The organism is Bacillus sp. LR--39 (assembly GCF_053613335.1).
The window spans coordinates 1-1,462 of sequence record NZ_JBSIOT010000143.1 but is presented as its reverse complement, the minus strand read 5'-3'; the positions used below and the strand labels follow the sequence as shown (position 1 = coordinate 1,462).

General features: G+C 46.3%; 3 protein-coding genes. All 3 read left to right on the top strand.

All coding sequences use genetic code 11. From position 1 onward, the window contains the following. Positions 1-58 precede the first annotated feature (58 nt). Entirely contained in the window at positions 59-541 is a 483-nt protein-coding gene (locus ACWHAR_RS21210; protein WP_017695777.1) for a GNAT family N-acetyltransferase, read from the top strand. Positions 542-638: 97 nt separating this feature from the next. Further along, positions 639-1,376, top strand: coding sequence for a YiiX/YebB-like N1pC/P60 family cysteine hydrolase (locus ACWHAR_RS21205; protein WP_017695776.1), 738 nt, complete (start codon positions 639-641; stop codon positions 1,374-1,376). Between the two features lie 10 nt (positions 1,377-1,386). Then, a partial coding sequence (locus ACWHAR_RS21200) for a hypothetical protein (RefSeq protein WP_452087733.1) occupies positions 1,387-1,462 on the top strand: 76 nt, incomplete at its 3' end.

Below are 1,462 nucleotides of genomic sequence, written 5' to 3'. Positions count from 1 at the left end.
TAACACCTCTTTCTATTTTACGTAAAATCCTCTAGTCAATATATGAAGGAGAGATGATATGACAATCATGCTGACCCCTATGCAGACAGAAGAATTTCGGTCTTATCTCACGTACACAACAAAGCATTACGCGGAAGAAAAGGTAAAAGCGGGAACATGGCTGCCTGAAGATGCACAGCTTTTGTCTAAGCAGGCATTTACTGATCTGCTTCCGAGAGGGCTGGAAACACCCCATCACCATTTGTGGATCCTCAAGCTGAATGAAAAGGATGTCGTTGACTGGCTCTGGATACATGCTGAACCGGAGCATCCGCAGCAGGAAGCGTTTATTTATGATTTCGGGTTATATGAACCGTATCGGGGAAAGGGCTACGCAAAGCAAGCATTGGTGGCATTAGATCAAACGGCACGCAGCATGGGAATCCGCAAGCTGTCCCTTCATGTCTTTGCCCATAATCAGACGGCGCGAAAGCTATATGAGCAAACCGGATTTCAAGAAACAGACGTAGTGATGAGCAAGAAGTCTGTAAATGATTTCTAAAAATTCTGTAAATAACCTAGTTACTTTCCTTATTTTCCTAATATAATGTGGGTGAGGAAATTACCTTTCCTACACTCACAAGAAAAGAGGAGATGTAATGAAGTTGAAGAAACGAGTGTCGATGTTTTTGGTAGCGCTTACAATGTGTGGCGGCCTGTTCGTTTCTCCCGCCAAAGCCGTAAAGAACACAAATTATGCTGAAGAAATCGCCGCACTGCAGCCAGGCACGACACCGGAAGAAATCATGAAATCTGCCAGCCAGATTGCCAAACAGCAGCACGTAAAGCAGGACGTTATCCTAAAACAGTTCTATAAGGAAATCACGGCTGATAAAGCAGAAGGAGACCGGCTCGCCAAGGAAAGCGGCATGTCTATCATGGGCGGGTCGTCCGGCACGAAAAAACTCCCGACAAGCGCGAAAGGCAATATCTATTACACGAACTCCTACACAGCCTACTACAATCATGGCCACGTCGGCATGTACTCCGCCGCTGACAAAATTGTTGAATCTGTCCCGGGCGACGGCGTCAGGCAGATCGCTTACAATGCCAGAGACGTGGAAGACAACTCCATTGTGCAAACTGTCAGCGTCACCTCATCTCAAAAAACAGCTGCCGCTGACTGGGCGGTATCAAAGGTCGGCGATCCATACTCATTTAACTTCGTAAATAACAGAAATACCGGCCATGACGGTGCCAAAAACTGTTCAAAGCTCCTATGGTCCGCCTTTTTGCTGAAAGCAGGGATTGATATAGACAGCAACGGAGGCTTAGGCGTGTATCCGCGCGACATCACAAGTTCTTCGTATACGACAACCATCATGACCATCAACTAAGGAGGAGGATATGAAAAAGTGGATGATTATTATCGCCATGCTGATTCTCGCAGGAATCGCACTATTTGTCTTCCTTTCTCCTCTCA

Bases quoted from the DNA above. Each gene is read 5' to 3' on its own strand.
- ACWHAR_RS21205 (WP_017695776.1), top strand. From the start codon at position 639: ATGAAGTTGAAGAAACGAGTGTCGATGTTTTTGGTAGCGCTTACAATG.
- ACWHAR_RS21210 (WP_017695777.1), top strand. From the start codon at position 59: ATGACAATCATGCTGACCCCTATGCAGACAGAAGAATTTCGGTCTTAT.